Origin of the sequence: Pseudoalteromonas sp. CO348 (assembly GCF_004208845.1) — a bacterium.
Taxonomy (GTDB): domain Bacteria; phylum Pseudomonadota; class Gammaproteobacteria; order Enterobacterales; family Alteromonadaceae; genus Pseudoalteromonas; species Pseudoalteromonas maricaloris.
Window position 1 is genome coordinate 22,528 of record NZ_SGPI01000010.1, and the last position, 23,043, is coordinate 45,570.

Annotated in this window: 19 protein-coding genes and 1 other RNA gene; 10 read left to right on the forward strand and 10 right to left on the reverse strand. The window is 43.2% G+C overall.

Annotated features, from left to right (window positions below; genetic code table 11):
• Window positions 1-104: 104 nt before the first annotated feature.
• Window positions 105-950 carry a cation diffusion facilitator family transporter gene (locus EXT48_RS02775; protein WP_082086207.1) on the forward strand — a complete coding sequence of 282 codons (846 nt, stop codon included), beginning with the start codon at window positions 105-107 and terminating at the stop codon, window positions 948-950.
• Here the strand turns inward: EXT48_RS02775 and EXT48_RS02780 are convergent.
• From EXT48_RS02780 to EXT48_RS02790, 3 genes are read right to left on the reverse strand one after another with little or no spacing between them, the layout of a single operon-like run.
• Window positions 902-1,864: an alpha/beta fold hydrolase gene (locus EXT48_RS02780; protein ID WP_130163517.1), complete on the reverse strand. Its 963-nt coding sequence runs from the start codon at window positions 1,862-1,864 to the stop codon at window positions 902-904. The two genes, EXT48_RS02775 and EXT48_RS02780, sit on opposite strands and share 49 nt — an antisense overlap.
• A gap of 2 nt (window positions 1,865-1,866) precedes the next feature.
• Window positions 1,867-3,228 carry an ATP-binding protein gene (locus tag EXT48_RS02785; protein ID WP_130163518.1) on the reverse strand — a complete coding sequence of 454 codons (1,362 nt, stop codon included), beginning with the start codon at window positions 3,226-3,228 and terminating at the stop codon, window positions 1,867-1,869.
• Window positions 3,229-3,231: 3 nt separating this feature from the next.
• Window positions 3,232-3,918, reverse strand: a complete 687-nt coding sequence (locus EXT48_RS02790) for a response regulator (RefSeq protein WP_130163519.1) — start codon at window positions 3,916-3,918, stop codon at window positions 3,232-3,234.
• Window positions 3,919-4,125: 207 nt separating this feature from the next.
• Between EXT48_RS02790 and EXT48_RS02795 the strand changes: the two genes are divergently transcribed.
• Both EXT48_RS02795 and EXT48_RS02800 read left to right on the forward strand, forming a co-directional pair.
• Window positions 4,126-4,587, forward strand: coding sequence for a Spy/CpxP family protein refolding chaperone (locus tag EXT48_RS02795; protein WP_130163520.1), 462 nt, complete (start codon window positions 4,126-4,128; stop codon window positions 4,585-4,587).
• 371 nt (window positions 4,588-4,958) lie between these two features.
• The gene (locus EXT48_RS02800; protein ID WP_017216438.1) at window positions 4,959-5,267 is read left to right on the forward strand and encodes a helix-turn-helix transcriptional regulator; all 309 of its coding nucleotides are present in this window, start codon (window positions 4,959-4,961) and stop codon (window positions 5,265-5,267) included.
• Window positions 5,268-5,349: 82 nt separating this feature from the next.
• On the opposite strand, the gene yacG is transcribed toward EXT48_RS02800, so the two are convergent.
• Window positions 5,350-5,592 carry a DNA gyrase inhibitor YacG gene (yacG, locus tag EXT48_RS02805; protein WP_026000869.1) on the reverse strand — a complete coding sequence of 81 codons (243 nt, stop codon included), beginning with the start codon at window positions 5,590-5,592 and terminating at the stop codon, window positions 5,350-5,352.
• A 157-nt stretch (window positions 5,593-5,749) separates the two neighbouring features.
• Between yacG and EXT48_RS02810 the strand changes: the two genes are divergently transcribed.
• Both EXT48_RS02810 and EXT48_RS02815 read left to right on the forward strand, forming a co-directional pair.
• Window positions 5,750-8,080, forward strand: a complete 2,331-nt coding sequence (locus EXT48_RS02810) for an ATP-binding protein (RefSeq protein WP_130163521.1) — start codon at window positions 5,750-5,752, stop codon at window positions 8,078-8,080.
• Window positions 8,081-8,159: 79 nt separating this feature from the next.
• Window positions 8,160-8,609 carry a response regulator gene (locus tag EXT48_RS02815; protein ID WP_130163522.1) on the forward strand — a complete coding sequence of 150 codons (450 nt, stop codon included), beginning with the start codon at window positions 8,160-8,162 and terminating at the stop codon, window positions 8,607-8,609.
• Between the two features lie 46 nt (window positions 8,610-8,655).
• On the opposite strand, the gene EXT48_RS02820 is transcribed toward EXT48_RS02815, so the two are convergent.
• From EXT48_RS02820 to rapA, 4 genes are all read right to left on the reverse strand, one after another.
• Window positions 8,656-10,014 carry an L-cystine transporter gene (locus tag EXT48_RS02820; RefSeq protein WP_130163523.1) on the reverse strand — a complete coding sequence of 453 codons (1,359 nt, stop codon included), beginning with the start codon at window positions 10,012-10,014 and terminating at the stop codon, window positions 8,656-8,658.
• Window positions 10,015-10,406: 392 nt separating this feature from the next.
• Window positions 10,407-10,589, reverse strand: a non-coding RNA gene (gene ssrS, locus EXT48_RS02825) — 6S RNA.
• Between the two features lie 197 nt (window positions 10,590-10,786).
• The gene (rluA, locus tag EXT48_RS02830; protein WP_175401308.1) at window positions 10,787-11,440 is read right to left on the reverse strand and encodes a bifunctional tRNA pseudouridine(32) synthase/23S rRNA pseudouridine(746) synthase RluA; all 654 of its coding nucleotides are present in this window, start codon (window positions 11,438-11,440) and stop codon (window positions 10,787-10,789) included.
• A 103-nt stretch (window positions 11,441-11,543) separates the two neighbouring features.
• Window positions 11,544-14,441, reverse strand: coding sequence for an RNA polymerase-associated protein RapA (rapA, locus tag EXT48_RS02835; protein ID WP_130163524.1), 2,898 nt, complete (start codon window positions 14,439-14,441; stop codon window positions 11,544-11,546).
• On the opposite strand from rapA, the gene EXT48_RS02840 reads away from it, so the two are divergent.
• The 5 genes from EXT48_RS02840 to EXT48_RS02860 all read left to right on the forward strand — a co-directional run bounded on the left by EXT48_RS02840 (window position 14,440) and on the right by EXT48_RS02860 (window position 21,342).
• Window positions 14,440-14,646 carry a hypothetical protein gene (locus tag EXT48_RS02840; protein WP_039493807.1) on the forward strand — a complete coding sequence of 69 codons (207 nt, stop codon included), beginning with the start codon at window positions 14,440-14,442 and terminating at the stop codon, window positions 14,644-14,646. The genes rapA and EXT48_RS02840 overlap by 2 nt on opposite strands.
• Before the next feature lie 89 nt (window positions 14,647-14,735).
• The gene (locus tag EXT48_RS02845; RefSeq protein ID WP_010372335.1) at window positions 14,736-16,136 is read left to right on the forward strand and encodes a PhoH family protein; all 1,401 of its coding nucleotides are present in this window, start codon (window positions 14,736-14,738) and stop codon (window positions 16,134-16,136) included.
• Between the two features lie 122 nt (window positions 16,137-16,258).
• On the forward strand, window positions 16,259-19,900 hold the full coding sequence (locus EXT48_RS02850) for a response regulator (protein WP_239356925.1): 3,642 nt from the start codon (window positions 16,259-16,261) through the stop codon (window positions 19,898-19,900).
• 9 nt (window positions 19,901-19,909) lie between these two features.
• Entirely contained in the window at window positions 19,910-20,812 is a 903-nt protein-coding gene (locus tag EXT48_RS02855) for a diguanylate cyclase (RefSeq protein ID WP_039493801.1), read from the forward strand.
• 191 nt (window positions 20,813-21,003) lie between these two features.
• On the forward strand, window positions 21,004-21,342 hold the full coding sequence (locus EXT48_RS02860) for a hypothetical protein (protein ID WP_130163526.1): 339 nt from the start codon (window positions 21,004-21,006) through the stop codon (window positions 21,340-21,342).
• Window positions 21,343-21,474: 132 nt separating this feature from the next.
• Here EXT48_RS02860 and EXT48_RS02865 read toward each other — a convergent pair whose 3' ends face one another.
• Both EXT48_RS02865 and EXT48_RS02870 read right to left on the reverse strand, forming a co-directional pair.
• A complete protein-coding gene (locus EXT48_RS02865; RefSeq protein WP_130163527.1) occupies window positions 21,475-21,855 on the reverse strand; it encodes a DUF3192 domain-containing protein in 381 nt (126 codons plus the stop codon).
• Between the two features lie 197 nt (window positions 21,856-22,052).
• The gene (locus EXT48_RS02870; protein ID WP_130163528.1) at window positions 22,053-23,000 is read right to left on the reverse strand and encodes a D-2-hydroxyacid dehydrogenase; all 948 of its coding nucleotides are present in this window, start codon (window positions 22,998-23,000) and stop codon (window positions 22,053-22,055) included.
• Window positions 23,001-23,043 lie beyond the last annotated feature (43 nt).

Below are 23,043 nucleotides of genomic sequence, written 5' to 3' on the forward strand. Positions count from 1 at the left end.
TTTCAGTTAGCCAAACGTCAGATTAAATAATATGAAAAAATGAGGTGCCAGTGGATCGCAGCTATGAATTTTGGGTTAGGTTTTCGAGTGTCTTTACCATCATAATGGTGGGATTGATGATCGCAGCTAAGTGTTGGGCTTGGCTGTCTTCAGGTAGTGCCGCTATGCTCGGCTCTTTAACTGATTCACTGCTTGATATTAGCGCCTCTTTAATGAATTTCTTTGTACTGAGCTACGCACTGCGTCCTGCGGATGATGATCATCGATTTGGTCATGGAAAAGCAGAAGCATTAGCTGGGCTTGGACAAGCGGCTTTTATCGCGGGTTCTGCGAGTTTATTGGCTTTTCATGGTGTAGAGCGCATTATCAATCCTACCCACATTCCACATTCATTGTTTGGTGTGTGGGTGAGTTTATTTGCGATAGTTTGTACTTTGTTGGTGGTTGCGGTGCAGTATCAAGTCGTTAAACGCACGCAGTCCATCGCCATTAAGGCCGACTCGTTACATTATAAGGGCGATATTTTATTAAACCTTGCGGTGCTTCTAGCGGTATTGCTTAACTTTTATGGTGTAGGTTACGCCGATCCGATTTTTGGTATTTTGGTGGCGATGTATTTACTTTATAACAGTTGGGACATTGCCAAGGAAAGTGCTGCGCACTTAATGGATAAAGAGCTGCCAGACGAAGAAAAAGCACAGATCATACTTATTGCGTCGAGTCATGAGGACGTTTACGGAGTACATGATTTGCGTACCAGGCAAGGTGGCAAAATCAAATTTATTCAACTGCATCTAGAGCTTGATGACGATATGCCGCTGATGCGAGCGCATCAAGTTGCGGATGAGGTGGTTGCTAGCATTAAAGAAGAGTTTGATTGTGAGATGGATGTACTTATCCATCAAGACCCAGTTTCTTTAGCGCTAAGTAGCTCGGCTGTAAACGCATAAAAATCATCTAACACGGCTTTGCGGGTATTATCTTGCTCGCAAAGTAGTTCATGTTTCCCGATAAACTCTGTAACTGTCACATTGTCTCTGTGCGCGGCAAAGTGTACTTGTGCCTGATTATCAACAATGCTGTCTTCACTGGCTGTCGCGATACGGATTGGCAGATCTAGCTTAATATCTTGAAACGAGCGGCATTTATGTAGTGCCGTGTATAACCAAGCAAAGCTGACACCACCGAGTTGTAGCTCGGGAAATTGATCGTACAAACCTCTAAATAGCGCATATCTGATTGGGCAATCAGTAAGGTCATTATCTTGAAAAGGTTTGTTGTGGTAGTGCACCTGTCCCAGTGCATAATGCTTACCTAGCCCAAATAAACAAGCTGCGCCTGCCAGTCCCTCGGCAAACCAAGCCGGGTAGGGAGTCGTATTGATCCCAAGCATCGGGGCTGATAAATAGACTCCCTCTATGTTGTGAGGCGCAAATAATGTTAAATAATCGCAGGTAATGGCACCACCCATTGAATGCGCCAATATAAAAAGTGGCAAGGTATTTTGCTGGGCAACGATTTGATCCATAAAGCAGTGCAGTGTTGCTGCATAATCTTCAAAGCGCCTAACATAGCCGATTTGCTTATCTTTAAGTAATCGCGGCGAGTAGCCTTGTCCTGGATGGTCATAGGTAAATACCGCTATGTTGTTTTGCGCAAACTCCCACAGCAATTCTCTGTATTTATGAGCAGATTCAATACGACCATTAACCAATACCAGGCTGAAGGTTGCCTTTTTTGGAATGTGGTAGGCGTAAAATAGCCTACCATGAGGGGTATCAAAAAAGCCTTTTTGGCAGCCTTGCCAGTGCTTATCAATTTCCGGAAGGTGTGATTCAAGTTGCTGACTTTGGCTATAAAACATGGCTACCTGTGTAATGGAATTCGAATGCTGACTTGCAAACCAATATTATTACTAAATTCGATATTGGCGTCATGTACTTTTAACGCATGCTGCGCAATGGCAAGACCCAGTCCAAACCCGCCCATTTGATTTTTGCTTGGCGTACGTGCGCTGGACACTCTGAAAAAAGGAATACAAAGCTTGTCGAGCATGTCTTCACTTACGCCTTTACCATCATCACTGATAGTGCATAGCAACAGATCACCATCACTCTCAATATCGACATTAATACGGTTAGTCGCATACTTTATCGCGTTACGAATAATGTTTTCGAATGCGCGGTTAAGTAGCATTGGATCACCATAAAGAGTTGCCTCGGGTAGTGCTGTGACGACAAGGTCCTTCCCTAATTGTTGTGCCTCAAACAGTGCATCTTCCAATATCGGGTCGAGCAGTTCATTGAGCTTAATTATCTGCTTATCGATTGGTACTTGATCCGCTTCGAGCTTAGATAAATGCAAAATATCGCTGAGCATATTTTCAACTAACTGAGCTTCACGCTCAATGCGCTCGATATAACTTTGGCTTTGCGCTGTGGCATGACCGGCAGCGAGGCCTGTGGCCATTTGTAAGCGGGTGAGCGGTGAGCGTAGTTCATGGGATATATCAGCAAGCAAGCGCTTTTGGTTGTTAACCAAAGACTCTAACTTATCAGCCATTAAGTTAAAATCATGACCCAATTGACCGAGCTCATCCTGGCGCTTGGTGTTTATATCGGCTCTGCTCGACAGCTCCCCACGAGAAAGTTTTGCAGCGGCTTTTTGTAGCTCTTTAATTGGCGACAATAGATCTCGAGTAAACCAAAAACACAGTAATAAGCTTGCGCCGAGCACGACCGCGATTTTTACCCAAAGCGGCAGAGTTCTTAATTTGATGAGCGCACTTGGAGTATGGTTTTCAAAAATTAAATAAAGACGATAGCTTTCACCTTGAAGTGTAAGCTCTAGAGGGCCAAAAGCCTTGTACTCTGGGGTAAAAATAGCGGCCGGTTTGGCATCTTCGGTAAAACTGAGTAAATCTAAATTCAGCGTTTTTATATTGGGATCGGCGGCAACGCTTTTTTCGGCATCGCGGTGGCTCAAGTAGATATTTCTCGCCTTTCTTTTACGCAGTTTGGCGACCTTATTCAGCTCAAAATTAGGACGCTCGCTTGCGCGTATTAACGCTTGCTCTAATTGTTTTAGATTTTGCAGCATGGGTTTTGAGATGCGGTGAGTTTCTACAACATCAGGTTGTAGCATGCTGATCCCAAGCAACAACAACATAGTGGCAATGATAGTGAGCCAAAACCAGGCAAAAACCTTAACAAGTAAGTACCGCTTCATTCATTATGCCTTTAGAAATATATAGCCAGCGCCGCGGATCGTTTTGATATAAGTGTGTTCACTTAATGCGGCAATTTTCTTGCGAACGTTAGAGACATGCATATCGATAGAGCGATCATAAGGCACAAGTGGCCGGCCTAGTACTTGTCGTGAAATAGTCTGCTTGTCGACCACTTCTCCTGCGGTTCTGACCAGCAAGAGTAGCACCTCGTATTCTGTGCCCGTCAGTGACAGCACCTCGCCATTAACAGTAGCACTTCTTGAAGCTACATCTAAACGCAGCTGGTGGATAGTAAAGGTATCATCCGGGCTGTGTTGCTTATAATGATCGACGCGACGCGTAATGGCTTTAACGCGCGCGAGTAGCTCGCGGTGGTTAAACGGTTTTGGAATATAATCGTCAGCACCTAGCTCCAAACCAAAGATGCGGTCAAAGTCATCACCTTTTGCCGTTAGCATAATAACGGGTGTCATCTTCTGGACACGTAACGCCTTTAGTACTTCAAAACCATCCATTTCGGGAAGCATTACGTCTAATAATATCAGGTCGAAATTTTGCTTTAATGCCAGCTGTAGACCTTCTGTTCCTGTGTGGGCCATCGCCGCTTCAAAGCCTTCTGCAGTAAAGTATTCTTTTAACAGGCTGCAAAGTTCTTGGTCGTCATCAATAAGTAAAATGGAATGTTTCATTGTCATACTTAGTCCAGCATTGTTGATTGGCGTTGGCCTGAATAGTTCGGCTCTAGCATATTACACCTTACTTCAACGCCTTATGTAAATTGCCTTTGCTTTTTTTTGCAAAGCACTGACAAAACTTTACCTCTGTCTGACGTTCCTTTTCTTTGTGCTTGCTAAATTTGGAAGTGACAAAGCAATGGCGAACAAGGAGCCAATACCATGAAATTACTATCTACTTTAGCATTAGTTACAGCACTTGGCGTATCGACTTTCAGCTTCACTGCAAACGCGGGCCCGATGGGCGGGCAGCTTGAGCACTCAGCAAGGTTGCTACTATCAGATAAAGGCCAGAAGTTATTAGAGTTGACAGACGCGCAGCAAGGCCAACTAAAGACAATTTATACGGATTACAAAACTGCCAAAAAAGCGCTAAAAGAAAGCGGGAAAGAAGCACATTCAGCTTATCGTGAAGAAATGAAAGCACTTATGGCAGCGCCAACCTTTGATAAGGTTCAAGCGCAACTTTTACTGGAAAAAGGCCAAGATAAAAAGCAAGCGTGGGCGCTACTTTCAATGGAAACTCGCCACAAAGTATTCCATGTATTGAATGAAGAGCAGCGCGATAAGCTCCAAGCACTTAAATCACGTCGTAGTCACAAAGGCCATAAAAAAGCAGATTAAGTCTCAATGTTTCTCTCCAACTTAGCCCTGACCTTTCCGGTAAGGGCTTTATCATTTCTTGCCAATCACTTTTGAATAATGAGAGCTGGTACTCCAAATTGACAAAGAGTACTGGCCAATTGCGATTAATGTACAAAATATTACAACTGTTTGTACTGGTTTAAGTTACATGTTGATAACATGTTTGCGTTGTGATATTTTTCGATTAAGAGTACATCTTGCAAGTCTGCGGACAACTCTTTGAAATAGTGTTGAATTGAAAAATTCTTAATTTACGCGCACAAACTTTCCAATAACTTTTGTTTTCTTCAGAGTAACTAAGGGTATTCTTTGTTGTTGGCTGTTTGTTACTAGGTATCACTGAGGGAGACATGCAGACACCTGAAGAATACGAGGTGACACTTAGGATCCGAGAACTGCTAAAAGAACTCAAAAAGCGCAAAGGCTATACTAAAAAAACCATTAGCCAAAAGCTCGGAATAGGTCTCACCACACTAGACGACTATCTTAACGGAACAAGCTCATTTCGCTTAGGTACCTTAATTAAATTGTCGGAAATTTGCCGGATCCAATTAAGTGATATTTTGGAAGGGGCGGGGCATATAGCTAAAACCTATCAAAATGAGGTGAGAAACACAGAGCAAAAGACGGAACAAGATCAAACGGAAATAGAGCGCTAGCATAAGCTGCCGAGTTTGAATTGTTTGTCTTGCCAAACAAGTTGTAACGAGAGGGAAAGGCCGAGGAAATCGGCCTACAGGTTTATTCTTTAAAAAAGCTGTCGTCGTTTTTTGCCAGCATCGCTTCTATATCTTCAATCAAACTTTCCGCATCTTGAGGCGTGAGCTCACCGCTTTTCATCGGCGTTGAAATCGTATTTGATTCGTCAGACCAATCACCTAAATCAATTAATTGACAGCGTTTTGAGCAAAACGGGCGAAATGGGCTTTTATCAGACCATTCAACAGCCTGTTGGCAGGTTGGACACTTTACTGTAGTTGTCATCATACACTTACTTTTTACTTCCTAATTGCATAAGTCTAATCGCATTTAATTGCTTTGTGAACCGAGTGCTTGTCGACTTCGAGCAGCTTGCATACAAGGTAGGGATCCATGATAGGATGAGATTGCGAGGTAAACTAAGGAAAAAGGTGTACAAAAGGTGGAGAAGTTCGAAGCAACATTAGACAACTGTCATAAAGAGCCAATTCATATTCCAGGTTCAATTCAGCCGCATGGCTATTTATTGCTATTCGACACCAACACATTAACACTACGCTATTTTAGCGAAAACTTTGCTGTGCTTGTAGGACTTGAGCCTAGTGCTTTGGTCAATACTCATGCAGAAACGATTTTTGCGTCTCCATTTTCTGAGTTGCTTGCCAGCAACTGTAACTCCTCTGATATCCATCGTTTGAATCCGATGACAGCCAGCATAAAAACCAAGGACTCAACATGCGTTGAATTCTCTGTAGTCGCTAGTCAAAACGAAGCTGGGCTCATATTAGAACTTGAGCAAAACACGGCGCATGGCGTTGAAATCAATCATTCAATGCAACACCTTATGAAGCATTCGTTGTCTAGTATGGTAGATTCTCAGTCGTTACAGGCTTCGTACGAGATGGCCGTGGAAGAAATTAGAGAGTTAACGCGGTTTGACAGAGTGATGCTGTATAAATTTGACCATGAATATAATGGTGAGGTGGTTGCAGAAGCTAAGCGCAGTGGACTTAACTCCTTTTTACATCAGCATTTTCCCGAGTCTGATATTCCAAAACAAGCAAGAGCACTTTATCTAAGAAATCCGATCCGCTTGCTTGCCGATGTTGATGGTGAAAATTCACCGCTTTATCCGCAAGACAGGGCGATTGATTTAAGCGCCTGTATTTTACGTAGTGTATCACCTATTCATTGCCAGTATTTACGCAATATGGGCGTTCAGGCAACCATGTCTATCAGTATTATTGTTGCTGGTAAATTATGGGGATTGATTGCCTGCCACCACTACGAAAAGCACATAGTCCCATTTAACACTCGTGAAGTCGCCCAGTATATGGGGTTGATGTTGTCTTATCTGATCTCTCTCAAAACCTCATCCTTAGAAGCAATGGCAGAAGCTAATGCACTGACATTGAGCTCCTCCGTCACAGAGCGCATGGCAAAAGAAATCTTTTTTGTTGATGGACTACGTTACGAGTCCGCGGCACTACAAGAGATGATGAAAGCTACAGGTGTCGCGTGGCGCGTTGAGAATGATTTGGAGTGCTACGGGCAAACTCCCGCAAAGGCGGATATTGAGAATATTTACCGTTGGCTTGCAGAGCATCAACTTGGGGATGACTCCATTTTTTATTGCCATAACTTAGGTGAGCTTAACGAAGCATTTAAAGCCTTTGCGAAAACCGCGAGTGGGGTGCTATTGATGCCACTTTCAGCGGATGCTAATCACTTCATCATGTGGTTTAGAAAGGAAGTTATTCAAACCAAAAATTGGGGAGGGAAGCCTGAGAAATCCATTGAGTTTTTGGATGATGGTAGCCACCGTTTAATGCCGCGCAGTTCGTTTAAGTTGTGGGTCGAGAATGTGAAGTGCAAATCTCACCCTTGGACGGAAGCCGAAGTAAGTTGTGCATTGAAGTTTCGTAATACCTTGGTTAATTATGTACTAGCTAAATCTGAGCGATATAAAAAGCTTAACGCAATTCTAGAGCAAAAAGTTACCAAGCGTACCGAAGCGTTGGAAAATGAGATCACTTCGCGTCGTACTGCAGAGCAATTACTGACGATAGCACTTGAGAAAGCACATGAGTCGAATCAAGAGCTGGAGCGTTTTGCATTTTTAGCGTCCCATGATCTGCAAGAGCCGCTCAGAAAAATCCAAATGTTCGGCGATCGGATCCAGTGTTCAGCTGAGGGACTAAATGATAGACATGCCTCTTATCTTAAGCGCATGATGGATTCTGCTGAGCGAATGCAAAAGTTGATCAAAGGATTACTAAGCTTTTCACGAATTGATCGTAAAGGTGAGTCATTTAAATCATTTGATGGCGATAATGCGTTAGCTGAAACCTTACTGGATCTTGAGTTAGTGATTAAAGAGTCAAATGCACAAGTGGATACCACAGGGCTTGGTGATGTATTTGGAGATCGCAGGCAGTTGCAACGCGTGCTGCTAAACTTAATCAATAATGGGATTAAATTTAGTGCGCCTGAAAGAGCACCACGAGTCTCGATTAGCAGCGAACGTAAAGCAAATGAACTAATTGTTGCCGTTAAGGATAACGGGATTGGTTTTGATCCCGAATTTAGTGAGCAGATCTTCAATCTTTTTGAAAGATTACATGGTCGTAGCGCATATGCCGGTACTGGACTTGGACTTGCTATTTGTAAAAAAATCGTCGAAAGACATCATGGTCGCATATGGGTCGAAACGGAAGTGGGACAAGGTTCTACTTTCTATTTTAGCTTGCCGATTTCAGCGCAAGTGATTTAACTTAGCTGTAGAGCCATTGATGCGGTTCTGATATCAGCATACAAACTCGAGGTTTAATGCGAGTTTAAGGAGAGTGTGTATGGTTCATCATCATGATTTAATTAAACAGCTTCACTCTGTAAACTATATCTTGGTTGCAGATGATGATTCCGACGACCAAGAATTAATCCGTGATGCATTTGAAGATAACGGCGTGATGGAGACTAAGCTACAATTTGTCAGTGACGGCGTTGAGTTGATTGAAAAACTTAATAGCACCGAGCTATTACCTAGCCTTATTATTCTTGACTTAAATATGCCACGAAAAAGCGGTAAAGATGTATTGGCTGAGATGCGTGGGGCTGCAAACCTTAAGCATATTCCGGTTATTATGTTCAGTACATCGGACTCTGAGCTAGATATAAAGCAGTGTTACTTGCTTGGGGCGAATTCTTATATGACCAAACCTTCTCAATATCATGAGCTGGTGGATTCAATGAAGTCCTTGCTGACTTTTTGGCTTGGTACTGCAAAGCTCGTGATTGATTAGAAGTGAAGGGCCAGAATAACTAGCTAGCCCTCAAGCTGTCATAGCACTATATTGCTTCGTTAGTATGCTTTTGCTTTAACAAGCGACTTGTCACTGTACCTGCGGTCATTGAGCCCGATACATTGAGTGCCGTTCTTGCCATATCAATTAATGGCTCAATAGAAATAAGCAGCGCTGCAATTGTCACTGGTAGTCCCATCGCAGGCAGTACTACCAAAGCTGCGAAAGTGGCACCACCTCCAACACCCGCAATACCAAACGAGCTAATTGCAACCATAGCTACTAAAGAGACAATAAAATCGAGTGCGAACGGGTCAATTCCTACCGTTGGCGCAACCATTACTGCAAGCATTGCAGGATAAATACCAGCGCAGCCATTTTGTCCGATTGTCGCACCAAACGATGCAGAAAGGTTTGCAATCGCAGGAGGAACATTAAGCTTGTGGATCTGCGCTTCAACATTCAATGGGATGGTTGCCGCAGAGCTTCTTGAGGTGAAAGCAAAAGTTAAAACAGGCCAAATTTTTTGGAAGAAATGCTTTGGGTTTTCACCAACCAAAGTAACTAACAAACCATGCACCAAAAACATCAGTAAAATGGCAACGTAAGAGGCAATAATAAAACCGAGTAAGCTAATAATGTCAGCCATGCTTGATGTGGCGATCACTTTGGCCATCAAGCCAGCCACACCATAAGGCGTAAGGGCGATGATCATACGTACCAATCTCAACACAACAGCCTGTGCGCCTTCAACTGCATTTTTTATCGGACTACTTAAATCTGACTCTTCCATGATGGCTCTACGAGCAGCAATACCAGTTAACACACCAAAAATCACCACGGCGATAATCGAGGTTGAGCGCTCGCCAGTTAAGTCAGCAAACGGATTGGTTGGTACAAAGCTAAGCAGCATTTGTGGAATGGTTAAATCGGCAACGGTTGTTGCACGTTCTTCTAGTACTGCTATTCTGGCCGTTTCGCGCGCACCTTCAACTAAGCCTTGAGCGCTTAACCCAAATGCTTGAGTGATAAAAATACCAATGAGCGCTGCAATGGCCGTGGTAAACACTAATATAGCGATAGTGACAAACGAGATCTTTCCAAGAGAGCCTTGATTATCTAATTTTACGACCGCTGCGATCATAGAAACCAAGACCAATGGCATAATCACCATTTTGAGAAGATTGACATAGCCGCTACCAACAATCGCAACCCAATCTAGTACAGTCTGTTTGGTGGTTAAGTCACCTGAGAAAACAAACTGCAGCGCGAGTCCAAATAGGCTGCCCGCAACTAAGCCTAATAATACCGTTCGTGACAGGGTTTCGGAGCGCTGTTGAAAGCGGTAAAGACCGAAAAGTATGGCAATAAAAACTGCCAGCGCGGCGATAACAGCAAAAGACATCAGAATACCTTTCGAAATATATGAAAATAACGCGCTACTATAGAGGTTTTGTTGATTGGGCTAAAATATTCTTTGACTATGGAATAGAACAAAAGGTTATCAATAAAAATGAAAGTTTTTAATGGTCTTTCCAATCATATAAAGATGTTTTGTAGTGAGTTGGTACTAACTCCTATTAATTAAAAACACCGAGATATGCGCATAGCGTGTAATGCTCTTCCGTAGCAGCGAGTTTATCTCGCGACTCTTTTCGAGCATTTATCTCGCAATTTCTTTTGCGTTGCGACGTTAACCGTGTAGCTGTTTTTAGTATGGAGTTGAACATGTGATTTATTAAGTATACGTAAAAGCGAGTTAGCTTTGAGGCGATGACATGTGTCAAGTGGGAAAGGTTGTTCCCCGGCTTCGCGGATGCCGATGTCAGCCCTTGAACCCTGAGGTTCAAGGCGGAGAGCAACAGCCTACCGTAGGCTTCTCGGTACATGCCGAGCATGCTCAATAGTAAACAAACTGCTATCCTAAACGAAATTTATCGGCTCAGGGACTTAATCAGCTGTCCTACGAGCTAGGGAACAATTACAGTATATAAAACATCTGCCGATCACGAAACCATAGTAATGCAATTTATGTGTTAACCGCGTGCTTTTTACCCGCTTTGTTTAGTGACTAAGCAAACGTTAATCTGAGCGTTAGCTGGCAACGCTAAATTTGCTTAATTTTTCGAAGGCCACAGTTTCTAAACCGTTTCTAACTAACAGAGTAAACAGGTTACTTAGAAAGGAATCGGTGCGGTAAAGGTCATCATCTCAGCAGTTGTTGGATGTGAAATTTTCAGCATCTCTGCATGCAACTGTAGACGTGAAGCCGCCGCTAACGCCTCTCCCGTAGCGTATAGTCTATCACCTAGGATAACGTGTCCAAGCGAAAGCATATGTACTCTGAGTTGATGAGAGCGTCCTGTGATGGGGGTTAGCTTTACGCGTGTTGCTTGTGCTTCATATTCCATAACTTCAAAATGCGTTAATGAAGGTTTTCCGGTCTCATGACAAACCATTTGCTTAGGGCGGTTAGGCCAATCACACACCAGCGGTAAATCAACAGAACCCGTTTGCTGTTGTAATTTGCCATGAACCCGGGCGATGTAGTGTTTGTGGGTTAACCTGTCTTGAAATTGAATACTGAGATGGCGATGCGCTGCTTTATTCATCGCAAGGCACAGTACGCCGGATGTTGCCATATCAAGGCGATGCACAATTCTTGCCGTAGGGTAGACAAAATTCACTCTGGCGATAGCGCTGTCCCAATGCTTTGGATCTTTACCTGGTACGGTGAGTAACCCGCTTGGTTTATTGATCACCAGCATATCTTCATCTTGGTACAAAATATCAAGATAGGGAGAAAGGGGGGGAGCGTAATTTAGTAACACCAGCTGCCTCAGCATGAACAGAACGAAGCCGCGTATTATATATGAGTTGCTAAGTGAGCGGTAGCGAGAAAGAGAGCCGAGGCTCTCTTTCGGTACGGGAGGTTTACTGGTTGGCAACCACAATTAAACGAATCGCATCCAACTTAAGCTGCGCTTTTTCAATGTGTGTGCTCAGCTCAGCTCTTTGTTTATCAAATACTTGAACTTCTTCGTCACGGATGTTCGGATTGATAGCCTTAAGTGCTTGCAAACGACCTTGCTCATCACCTAATTGCTTTTGCATTTTATCCATCGCGTTGGCTTGAATGCTTTCAAGTTGAGCTTGTGCAATATCGCCAGCTTGAGTAATAAGCGGGTGAATAGCACTTTGTAGCGCATTAACTAGCTTACTGCCGGTTTGTCTGCCAACGGCAGAAAGCTGTTGATTGAATGCATCAAACGCCACGTTTTGGGCTAAGTCATTGCCACCTTTATCCATTAGGACGCGAATTGGCGTTGGCGGTAAAAAGCGGCCCACTTGAAGAGACTTAGGTGCAGAAGCTTCTGCAACGAAGATCATTTCAACAAAGAAAGTACCGACAGGTAACTTGTTGTTTTTAAGCAGTGCCACTGATGCACAACCAAAGTCATCGTTACAGATCATATCCATTACGCCGCTGACCATAGGGTGATCCCAGCTGATGAAATGCGCGTCTTCTTGTGACAGTGAGGTGTTACGGTCAAAAGTCACTGTGATGCCATCATCTTTCAAACAAGGGAAAGAAGGGTTAAGCATGTGCTCGGTAGGTTTGAGAATAATCGTATTCTCGCCTTTGTCTTCTTGGTTAACACCAAAAGTATCAAACACATTAATCATAAACGCAGGCAAAATGACGTCGTTATCAAGTGCTTCAAGTTCAGCAACGATATTATCTGTTTTACCTTGACCACTTGAGTGAAGCTCAAGTAGGCGGTCTCGACCTTGCTCCATTTTTGTGCGCAGCTGTGCGTTTTCTTTTGCGGCTTGCTCCAATAGAGGATCTAATTCGTCTTCGTCACAGTTGTGTTCAGCGATCAGCGCTAACAAATCATCAGAAAAAGACTTATACAGCATTTGCCCCGTAGTGCTGGTGGTTTCGAATGCATCTAAGCCCTCGTGATACCAACGTAGTAATACTTCTTGTGCGGTACTTTCAAAGTACGGCACGTGAATATTGATGTCGTGCTTTTGACCAATGCGGTCAAGACGACCAATACGTTGCTCAAGTAAGTCAGGGTTAAGCGGTAAGTCAAATAGCACCAAGTGATGTGAGAACTGGAAGTTACGACCTTCAGAGCCAATTTCAGAGCAGAGTAATACTTGTGCGCTATCATATTCATCAGCAAAAAACGCTGCCGCGCGGTCGCGCTCAATGATAGACATGCCTTCGTGGAACACCGCCGCTTTAATCGCTTCGCGCTCACGTAATACTTGTTCAAGGCTAATTGCGGTTTCCGCTTTGGCACAAATAAGCAGTACTTTTTCGTGCTTTAACTCTTTTAATTTAGCAATCAACCACTCAACGCGCGGGTCAAACTGCGCCCAGCTGCTTCCTTCACCTTCGAACTCTTGGAAGATTTTTTCAGGGAACAAAGCACGCATCGCGTTAAATTCAGGACTTTGAATACCACCAATGTTGCCCATTACCGACATTGCTGTTTTGTATTGCTTTGGTAAAGGTACTGGGTATTGATGTAACAAACGACTTGGGTAGCCATCAATGCCACTGCGGCTATTTCTAAATAGAATACGGCCAGTACCATGACGGTCTAGTAACATAGACAAGATTTCAGCTTTGGCGTCGCTATCGCCACTTTGTGCCTTTGCAAGTAGCTCAGAAATATCGGTTTCTTTTAGCAGTGTACAAAGTGTTTGCTCTTCTTTTGCGTCTAACTTTTTGTCTTGCAGTAAGTTGTTCGCGGCTTCTGCGACTTCTTTATAATGACTTTCTTCTTCAACAAACACGTCGTAGTCGTAGAAGCGGTCTGGATCGAGTAGCTGTAAACGCGCAAAGTGACTGCGGTGACCCAGTTGGTCAGGCGTTGCAGTCAACAAGATAAGCCCAGGAATGTCCTGAGAAAGCTCAGCAATACGTTGATATTCAGTGCTTGGCTTTTCCTTTGTGACCGTCAGGTGGTGTGCTTCATCAACAATCAGTAGATCCCAATCAGCGAGTGTGGCTTGTTCAAACCAGCGGCGCTTTTTAGTAATAAACTCTAGGCTAACCAGTACCAGTTGCTCTGTTTCGAATACATTTGGTGCATCTGCATAAGCTTCGCTACAACGCTCTTCATCAAAAATCGAAAAGTGCAGGTTAAAGCGGCGTAGCATCTCTACCAGCCATTGGTGTTGTAAGTTCTCTGGAACCACGATCAACACACGGTTGGCACGACCAGAGAGAATTTGCTGGTGTAAAATCATGCCCGCTTCAATGGTTTTACCTAGGCCTACTTCATCAGACAGAAGTACGCGAGGTGCAAAGCGCTTACCGACTTCATCGGCAATATAAAGCTGGTGCGGAATAAGGCTAGCACGCTGACCTATCAACCCTTTAAGGTGAGATTGTTCTTTATCAAACTGATGTTGCCAAGTTTGATAACGCAGTGTGTAGCGATCAAAACGGTCGATTTGGCCTGCAAATAGACGATCTTGAGGTTTATTGAACTTGAGGAAGTGATCAAGAAAGGTCTCTTTGAATGAAGTCTCTTCTTCATTATCAACTCGAGTACCATGATAGCAAAATAGTCCATTTTGCTCTTCCACGCTGTCAACACGTAGTTCCCACTCTTCAACATGGCGGATCACATCGCCTGGGTTGAATACAACTCGAGTTACAGGTGCTTCCTGTACTGAGTAAACACGGTTTTCTCCGCTAGCGGGAAATAAAATAGTCACTTGACGCCCCTCAAGTGCCACTATTGTACCCAATCCCAAATCTGATTCCGTATCACTGATCCAGCGCTGACCTAAGGAAAAATTCATGGTTATCTCGTCTATGCAGAAAAAAGGCGGCTATGTTACCTATTCATGTCGGTTTGTTCAATACACAACAGTGACTCAGGCCTTTATTTATCAAGTGCTGGCGCTTTTTCTATCTAGTTGGCATGGCAATCGCCAACTAGTTGTTTTTTATCAATATGCAAGTTGGATTTTCTACTGTCATAAAAGCGACTTTTGTGACAAATAGACTAAACTTGAACTATACCCAAAACATAATCGGTCACTATGTTGTGTATTGGGTATAGCATAATAATCTGTAAACAACAGGAATGCGCTATGGTAAAACAAGACAAAGACCATAAAGTGTACGTGCTCGACACCAACGTACTTCTCCATGAACCGCTCGCTTACCTTTCCTTCCAAGAACACGATGTTGTTATTCCTATGACTGTCCTTGAAGAACTCGATCACATTAAAGATCGAAAGAGTGACGTGAGCCGAGACGCAAGAGTTGCCATTCGTGGGTTAGATGATGTGCTTCGCGATGCAACACCAGAGCAAATGCTAGAGGGGGTAGCGCTACCAACATTGAGGATTGAAAGTCACCGAACGCCCAGTTCGGGTAAATTGATTATTGTAAACGATCACCTGTTTCCTGATTCCATCTCCGGGTTACCCGGCAACGAAAATGACCACCGCATTATTAATTGTGCGGTACATTTGCAAACTCAGTACAGCGACAAAAAAGTGGTGCTGGTTACCAAAGACATCAACATGCGACTAAAAGCGAAAGGCGCTGGACTCAAGTATGTTGAAGACTATCGTACCGATCAACTGATTGACGACATTGCGCTGTTAACCAGTGGCTTTAAAAAGGTTGAAGGCGATTTTTGGCAAAATGTTGGTGAGTGTCAAACGCAGCAGGAAGGACGATACACGGTTCATGATGTGCCAAAATCACTCGTACCTGATGTGTTCTGTAATGAGTATCTGATAGACGATACTAATCACTTCGCGGCTCGGGTTGTGGGTTACGACTCTGAACACATTCGATTAAAAGACTTAGGCGTTGAACGTTTGATGCACCGTCAAGCATGGGGAGTGAAACCGAAAAATATCAACCAAGGTATGGCGCTGGATGCATTACTTGATACTGACATTGAACTGGTGATACTAACTGGGCCAGCAGGGTGCGGAAAAACCTTATTGGCGCTTGCCAGTGCGCTTGAAATGATCATCGAAAAAGGGATTTACGATAAGGTAATTGTGACGCGAAATACGCCTGAAATTGCGGAGAGCATCGGCTTTTTACCGGGTACGGAAGAAGAGAAAATGGCCCCTTGGCTTGCGGCCATCACAGATACCTTAGAAGTGCTCCACAAACACGATGAAAGCCCCGTGACTAGCCGTAACTACATTATGGAAAAGGCGAACATTCAGTTCAAATCGGTGAATTTTATGCGTGGCCGAAGCATTCAAAATGCGGTCGTTATTTTAGATGAGAGCCAAAACTTAACGGCATCACAGTTAAAAACCATCATCACTCGCTGCGGTGAAGGGACTAAATTGATTTGTACGGGAAACCTCGCCCAAATTGATAGTAATTATCTCACCCCTGTGACATCAGGGTTAACCTATATTGTCGAGCGCTTTAAAGACTTTGAAGGTAGCGCTACCATTAACTTAAACGGTGTAGTACGAAGCCGCTTGGCAAGTTTTGCTGAAGAAAATTTATAACTTGCCTTGAGCCGACTGGCTCGTTACTCTTTTGCTAACACTGTGTGCAAACGGGAACGAGCCAGTAAATGGATGCGACAAAAGAATTTTTACCACTAAAAAGTTACCGAAAGGGAATTTTAGTGGCGGTAATAATACCCATCCTACTTGTCCTCGTCTTAGCTTACCATCTCTATCAAATTAAACTCGAACGCCAGTACAAAGTGCGTTTTGGCCAGTATGAATATGTTTCTCAGCAGCTGAAACAAGAGTTTTATGCTGCACATGTCGTTCTTGATAGCATCGCCGTTAACCTAGCGCAGCCCATTTCTTTTCAAAAGCCACCAGAGTGGTTAGAAGATATAGAGCAACACCCTGAACATTATTATCATGCGTTACCAAACAATGGTGGAGAGATTGTTGGTCGTGGGCAAGTCAGTGAAGCGCTTTTTGCCACTAAACGATGGCAAACCGTACTGTCGCTTAATACCGCTTTTGATGCCGCGCTCGCGTTGCAGGGTGGATTGTATGCGGTCGCATACATAGAAGATGACGGCTTTGCGTATGTTAAGCGTCGAGAAGCCTCAAGCAGCCATTTTATCACGCGGCTAGTTCAAGGTAAGTTCGAACCCGACTTTAGCTTGGGCAATATAGTCGTTGGCCCACCCGTGAAGTTTTTCGATAGACAAATGTTTGCGCTCGGTAAGAAACTATCAACGGTGGATAACGCTCATGTATTGATGATCTATGATAGCGATATTATTGATAGGTGGTTGTTAAACATCGGCTCCTTAGACGGTACGATGGAATTTAAAAACCAAAGTGATGAGATTATCGCGGGGGAACGCTATGATCACGACCACGATGGGCTTGTAAACTCATCAGCACCTTGGCAGTACGGACTGCACTTTATTGCAAAACCCGCCAAAGAGCCTATTAGTTTAAACTATCATGAAAGCTATGAGCAGTTTGCCGCTCCGCTACAGCGGGAGATCTTGCTCGAACTTGCACTATTACTGTTTTTTATTCTTTTTACCTTTGTGACTATTGTATGGTTAAGCGGACAAATATTTGTCCGACCTCTAAAGCATTTTGTGAATTATCTATCTTTGCAAGAGCATACACCACAAGCCACTTTAAACTATCCTATTCCCTCAGAATGGCAACCTTGGTTTATACAAATCAAACAGGTGGTGGAGCAAAAATCGCGCTTAATGCATGCCCTTAAGCAACATAATCAAGAACTAGACGACGAAATTAAGCGTAAACAACAGGCATTAAAGCAAAGCTTTGAGGCAAAAGAGCGTCAAGCTGCTTTGCTAAATGCAGTGCTTGACTCTGTGCCCGATATTATCTATTTCAAAAATATAGACGGTTCATTCATAGGCTGTAATCGCGCGTTTGAAGAGTTTATGGGGGTTGATAAGTCGGATTTAGTTGCGAAAACACAACCTGAAGTGACATCTGGATTAACCATTTTACTTGAGCAAGAAGCGGCGATGGAGCGCTCGCAAGAACAAGTGGCAACTAATTTTGTCCTTGGGGCAAATACCTACTTTTTGACTATTACGCCATTGAAATCGGAAACAGGAAAGCTCATCGGTTGTTTGGGGGTTGCGAGAGATATTACTGCCGCACAAGAGGCATATAATGCCCTAAGAGACTCTGAAGAAAACTTTAGGGCAGCGACTGAGTTTGCACCTAATGGCGTTATTTTGGCTGCGATCAGCGGTAAAATTTTGGAGATGAACAAGGCTGCCAAACGTTACTTATCACTTGATAAGAATACCGGAGAAAAGCAGCTGGAACGCTTGTTTGATGAACAAAACTGGCAAGAGCTGAAGCCTGTCTTGGCTGGGCTATTAAAAGAGCAAAAGAAAGTCGTTGAGCACATGATTTCACAGTCGGGTAAGCACCGCTGGTTACAATTGAGTATTTCTTTAGTTTGGGATAAAAATAAGCGCCCTAAGTATTACGTGATCCATATTCAAAATATCACTGGTCTGCTGTTAGCGAAGCAAGATGCTGAGCGCGCAACGCTTGCCAAAAGCCGCTTTATCGCGAATATCAGCCATGAAATTAGAACGCCAATTAATGCCATATTAGGTCTGGCGGATATGATCAAAAGTGAGGCGCTGACTCGAGTTCAGAGTAAAAAATTGCAGCAGCTTTCTGGGGCTGCAAACGAGCTGCTTACCATGCTCAACAGTATTTTAGAGTTTGCCAAAGTAGAAAGTCATCAAGGCACAATTCAATACGAGACATTTCAAACCTGCCATGTATTTACCACTATAGAATCACTGATTAAGCCTTTATGTATACAAAAAGGCTTGGAGTTTGAGTTACAGGTCGACCCTCAAGTTTGGCCTTACCTTTACAGTGATGAAGATAAAGTAAAGCAAATCTTAGTAAACCTACTTGGTAACGCCGTAAAGTATACCAACCATGGTAAGGTGGGTCTGAAAGTAACGTTAACTAATGATAGAGCTGCAAAACAAACCATAAAGTTTGCTGTTTGGGACACTGGCGTTGGGATCAAATCGCAAGAAATTGAACACCTTTTTGATGCATTTACCCAAGGTGATGAAAGCTTCACACGTCGTCACGAAGGCATTGGTTTGGGGCTTGCGATTGTGAAGCAAGAAGTTGCACTCTTAGGTGGCGATATTGCGGTTAACTCAACCCCGAACGAAGGAAGCTGCTTTTTCTTCGAATTGGTGCTAGATAAAGGCGCTTGTCCAGTTGTGGATAGTCACAAAGAAGTCTACTGTCTCATCACCGAAGCACATAGCTTACCAAGCTATTTTTCAGGTCTTGCGGAACCTTTATCTGTTGAGCGATTGCACGGGATGCATGCTCAGCTCGACAAGTCTATTGTTGTTATTCCACCAGAAGCAGCGCTTGACCCCGCTTATGCGCTACCTGGAAATACCGCATTACTACTGCATTGTGAAGGGGAGTTTCCTGAGCAAAGTAACCATATTGCGCTTAATCAAAGTGTGTTTTACCAATCAGCTTATACTTGGCTTGCTGAATTTGCCCATATGACGCAAACCGTCGACAACGTGTGTATGCAGGTTGCCGGTGCACTTTGCTTGGTGGTCGACGATAACAACTTAAATTTAGATATTACTGAAAATATGTTGAAGCAGAATGGTATTTCTACCGTAGGGCTCCAAAGCGCCGAACATATTGAGGAAGTTTGCCGCTCACTGCAACCCGATATCATCCTGATGGATATCCATATGCCAAATATTGATGGCTATCAAGCGACCAAGCAGATCAGAGCCGTGTGGTCTGAAACTGAGCTTCCCGTTATCGCCTTGACCGCCAATGCAAGCAAAGAAGAGCGGGCGAAAGCCACAGCCGTTGGCATGAATGATTATTTGGTAAAACCAATTAATAGCACACAGGCGTGCAAGGCATTGGCAAGTAATATTTTCCAGTCGGATAAAACAGAAGAAGCCTTTTTTGATTATGAGTTTGCTTTATCACAAATGATGCAAAATGAAACGTTTTTGCAAACAATGTTAGATAAATTTGCTAAACTTTGCCATGATTACCTAGAACAGGTTGCTGAAATAGAGCAAGGTTCAGCATTATTCGAGTTAGCACACGGAATTAAGGGCGCTGCTGCAGGTCTGGGCTTTAAGCGACTAGCGAAAGTTGCAAAAGACCTTGAAACGCAAAGCAAAACGATCACAACAATAACAAATCGCACTGACTTGGATGTGTTAACAAATGCACTTTCACAGGTGGTGTGCTTTATCGAGCTAAAAAGGTAGCGTCATAAGATGCAGCAAGCTGAGCACATTTTTATTATTGATGATGACCCAATAAATAAGATGGTCCTAAGCAATACATTAGGTGACGGCCATCGGTTATCCCATAGCACTGACACTAAATTATGTATTGATGAACTAAAAGCAAGTAAACCAGACCTTATTATTTTAGATGTGTTAATGGCTGACGGCGCTGGATTTTCTGTTTTAGAGTGCCTAAAAAAGGATGCGAGCACTTACGGTATTCCCGTTGTCGTGATCTCTGGTAGTGTGAGCTTTAAAGATGAAGCGCGAGGTTTGGAGTTAGGGGCTGTGGATTATATTACTAAACCCTTTAACCCTTTGATTGTAAAAGCCAGAATCAAAAACCATTTAGCAATAAAAAAGAAAAATGACCTGCTAGAAAAGCTAGCCTCTATCGATGGTTTAACGGAGTTGCCCAATCGTAGATATCTAGATGAAGCGATGAAATCAGCATTAGAAAGCGCAAAAGCTGATGGCAGTGCGTTTACCGTTATGCTGGTTGAGGTGGACTATTTTAAAACGTTTAATGAGCATTATGGCTACATGCACGGTGATGATTGTTTATTTAAGGTCGCCAAAGCGCTAGAAGAAGGCGCTACCCGACGTTCTTTATTTATTGGCCGTTTTGATGGTACTCGTTTTGCGTTGGTACTAACTCAGCATAATATCGACGTAATTAATGAGATAGCAGAAGCGCTGCACGACTCGGTTAATGCGTTAAAAATCCCCCATATTGCTTCACCGATATGTGCGCATGTGAGCGTTAGCATTGGTGCAGTTCATATTGAAAATCACTGTAGTAGTGAGCTTAGTGAGCTGATAAAAATGGCCGATAGCGCCCTTGCCGTTGCCCAAAAGCAGCAAAGCACGGTATTTATTAAAGCGCTATAAATATCTAAAGCCATATACAGGAGCGAAAGCATATTCGCATTCAGACCATAAGTGCACTGCATAAAGCTTGGCTATGCTCATGCTTTATAGATCTTTAACCGAGTATGTTGTGCCTTTTGGTGTGGTGTTAGGTTTATTCTATGGATATACGGCGTAAAATAATTTGGGTGGACTGTATCGCGGCTATATCCGTGGGATTAATCGTATTGCTTTTCCACTCAATGATTGGTGCGATCTATCATATACCTGAACAAACCATTATCTTTATCGCATTATCAAATCTGTTGTATGGCGCGTACTCTTTTAGCCTTGCCATTCAAAAAGCGAAGAACATAAAACATTTGCAGCTTTTAGTGTTCGGCAATCTTTTTTGGGCGCTAGTCTGCGCTGGAGTGGTTGTTCAGTATTTTAACGTTGCAAGTCTAATTGGTGTTGCTTTTATTGTTTGTGAAGCTATGTTTGTCATCATGCTTGCCTATTTCGAATGGAAGTATAGGTATGAGCTGGTATCAGAGGACAGTTCAGCTTAATAGGCTGGGTTATTAAAGTTTGGCTCTGTTTTGTTTTTAACTTATTAAGATGACAAGAAAATAAGGAGTTGGCCACACACAACTGTGCGTCAGTTTACTCTGATTATTCACCATCCTTGGTGCGATAAAGTCTTACTGAATTTGCTTTAATGCGTTGTCGCCAAAGCCAACCAGTTGGTTATTTTTGAATACCAATGGCGTGCACTCATCTTTTGTTACTTTGCCGTCTGAGTGTTTACTGTTGGTTGCATAGTACAGCACTTGATAGTTATCGCCGTCTTTTGACACCAACTCGCTAAAATCAGGGGTTGCAAACATGTCTTTTACTGATGAGTAAGACGCGCCCATTTCAAGGTTGGCAATCTTGTCACGATTTTTACGCTGTTTATGTTCCCAGTTAGACGAGTTGTATTCAGAAGCCCAACTGTGCTCTACTTCACCGTCGGATACAGCAACGATACAGCCTGATAATAGAGTAGAGCTAAGCGCAGCCACTAACATTAATTTTTTCATTGTTGTTTTCCTTTTTAATTTTGTTGCTGAGCAAATAATGCAAACAGCCATTTGTTTTTGCTTGAATTATCACAAGAGTTGCAAACTCTTTGCCAACTAATAAAGTTTATAAATATCAGTTTGTTGCTGGTTTTTAATCAGTTTATAGTTGATGGTTTTCACTAACATTTAGTGATATCACTCACTAAAACAATAATCTAGACCACTCGGTTTCTCGTTGTCCCAGCCACAAAACTTTCAATATTAATGGCAATTTCGCCGACTAAACGTTCGATGGCCTCTTTACTTGCCCATGCCGTATGCGGTGTTAAAAGCAAGTTTTCCCCTTGGTATTGAACGAGAGGATTGCTTGCTTGCGCCGGCTCTTGAGTGAGGACATCCACAGCAGCACCAGCTATTTGTTTGTTAGTTAGTGCATCGACCAGCGCATGCTCATTGACTATTCCGCCTCTTGCGGTGTTGATAATATAGGCATGATTTGGAAGTAGGGCGAACTCAGCACTTGAAATCAGGTTTTCTGTTTCAGCGGTAAGCGGGCAGTGAATCGATACAATATCCGCAATCTGCAGTGCTTCTTCAAAAGCCATTCGTCCTGATCTAACCTCAGTTACGCCCCTACGTTCGGCAACAATTACCTGAGCTCCAAATGCTTGTGCGACTTTTGCAACGGCTTCTCCTAACGTTCCATGGCCTACGATCACAAAGTTTTTGCCTGCAATTTCGTTGATGCTGTAATCCAAACGACAAAACATGTCACTTTGTTGCCAAAGCCCTGCATGGCAGTCTTGCTGATAACGATGAATATTTGTCATTAAGTTACCAAGCATAGTAAAGGTGTGCTGCACTACAGAAGGGGTGGAGTAACCAGCCACATTGGCTATCGCAATTTGATGGGCTTTTGCAGCTGCTAAGTCGATGTTGTTGACGCCTGTGGCCGCAACACAAATCAATTGTAATTGTGGTAACGCCGCGATTGCTTGTTCAGTTAACTGTACTTTATTGGTGATGATGACTGCTGCATCTTTACAGCGTGTGATGATGTCCTCACTGGGTGTGGTGTCGTAAGACGTTAATGTGCCTAGTTTGGCAATGGGAGAAAGATCGGTTCCTGCAAGGGTTTTAGCGTCTAATACCACGATTTGCATTATTTTTATCCTTTTCTTGACTTTGGAGTTAACTCTAAGGTTT

What these genes read in the sequence shown, in the direction of transcription:
- EXT48_RS02870 (WP_130163528.1), bottom strand. Translation starts at nt 23,000, where the DNA reads ATGCAAATCGTGGTATTAGACGCTAAAACCCTTGCAGGAACCGATCTT.
- EXT48_RS02820 (WP_130163523.1), bottom strand. Translation starts at nt 10,014, where the DNA reads ATGTCTTTTGCTGTTATCGCCGCGCTGGCAGTTTTTATTGCCATACTT.
- EXT48_RS02780 (WP_130163517.1), bottom strand. Translation starts at nt 1,864, where the DNA reads ATGTTTTATAGCCAAAGTCAGCAACTTGAATCACACCTTCCGGAAATT.
- EXT48_RS02790 (WP_130163519.1), bottom strand. Translation starts at nt 3,918, where the DNA reads ATGAAACATTCCATTTTACTTATTGATGACGACCAAGAACTTTGCAGC.
- EXT48_RS02785 (WP_130163518.1), bottom strand. Translation starts at nt 3,228, where the DNA reads ATGAAGCGGTACTTACTTGTTAAGGTTTTTGCCTGGTTTTGGCTCACT.
- EXT48_RS02800 (WP_017216438.1), top strand. Translation starts at nt 4,959, where the DNA reads ATGCAGACACCTGAAGAATACGAGGTGACACTTAGGATCCGAGAACTG.
- EXT48_RS02775 (WP_082086207.1), top strand. Translation starts at nt 105, where the DNA reads ATGGTGGGATTGATGATCGCAGCTAAGTGTTGGGCTTGGCTGTCTTCA.
- rapA (WP_130163524.1), bottom strand. Translation starts at nt 14,441, where the DNA reads ATGAATTTTTCCTTAGGTCAGCGCTGGATCAGTGATACGGAATCAGAT.
- yacG (WP_026000869.1), bottom strand. Translation starts at nt 5,592, where the DNA reads ATGACAACTACAGTAAAGTGTCCAACCTGCCAACAGGCTGTTGAATGG.
- EXT48_RS02865 (WP_130163527.1), bottom strand. Translation starts at nt 21,855, where the DNA reads ATGAAAAAATTAATGTTAGTGGCTGCGCTTAGCTCTACTCTATTATCA.
- EXT48_RS02840 (WP_039493807.1), top strand. Translation starts at nt 14,440, where the DNA reads ATGGTTATCTCGTCTATGCAGAAAAAAGGCGGCTATGTTACCTATTCA.
- EXT48_RS02855 (WP_039493801.1), top strand. Translation starts at nt 19,910, where the DNA reads ATGCAGCAAGCTGAGCACATTTTTATTATTGATGATGACCCAATAAAT.
- EXT48_RS02795 (WP_130163520.1), top strand. Translation starts at nt 4,126, where the DNA reads ATGAAATTACTATCTACTTTAGCATTAGTTACAGCACTTGGCGTATCG.
- EXT48_RS02815 (WP_130163522.1), top strand. Translation starts at nt 8,160, where the DNA reads ATGGTTCATCATCATGATTTAATTAAACAGCTTCACTCTGTAAACTAT.
- EXT48_RS02845 (WP_010372335.1), top strand. Translation starts at nt 14,736, where the DNA reads ATGGTAAAACAAGACAAAGACCATAAAGTGTACGTGCTCGACACCAAC.